Origin of the sequence: Chloracidobacterium sp., assembly GCA_025057975.1 — a bacterium.
Taxonomy (GTDB): Bacteria; Acidobacteriota; Blastocatellia; order Chloracidobacteriales; family Chloracidobacteriaceae; genus Chloracidobacterium.
The window spans coordinates 1-545 of record JANWUV010000068.1; the positions used below are offsets into that span (position 1 = coordinate 1).

Here is a 545-nt window from a genome sequence, read left to right on the forward strand (position 1 = left end):
TCCAGTTGCTGAGGTTGCACGAACAACAGATGCAAGAGGCGTTTTCACCACCGCAGGCGATCGTCGCTGAGATTCCAGCGGCGGCGAGTGAGTTGGTGCGCCGGGCGCTGTCATACCGCCCGGAACATCGGCCGGAATCAGCCAAGTGGTTTAGTGAAGAACTCGAACGGTTGCTGACGGGGGGGCGGTGATTGTAGCAGTCCCCGGAACCCACAAGGCGGAGCAGAGAGCCGACGTGAAGACGCCGCCATCGCAGCAAACCCTTGAGTTGAAAGAGCCGGGCGGGGCGTTAGGGTTGGAGTCACGGCTGTATATTGTGCGGGATGCAGATAGGGAGGTGCTGCAGGCGGTGTATCGCCGCGACAGCATTGTGCTCATCAAGGGCGGACGGCAGACGGGGAAGACCTCGTTGCTAGCGCGCGGGCTACACGAGGTGCGCCAAAAGATGGCAGGTGTGACGGCGGCGTTGACGGATTTCCAGAAACTGAGCGAGGCGGAGTTGGCGACGGCGGAGACGTTTTTCAAGGCGCTGGGCTGTCTGCTGG

General features: G+C 61.7%; 2 protein-coding genes. Both read left to right on the forward strand.

Features of this window, described 5'->3' with window-relative positions; genetic code table 11:
• Positions 1 to 191, forward strand: a 191-nt coding sequence (locus NZ585_15120) for a hypothetical protein (GenBank protein MCS7081359.1), incomplete at its 5' end; no start/stop codon positions are given.
• A gap of 44 nt (positions 192 to 235) precedes the next feature.
• Positions 236 to 545, forward strand: a 310-nt coding sequence (locus NZ585_15125) for an AAA-like domain-containing protein (GenBank protein MCS7081360.1), incomplete at its 3' end; no start/stop codon positions are given.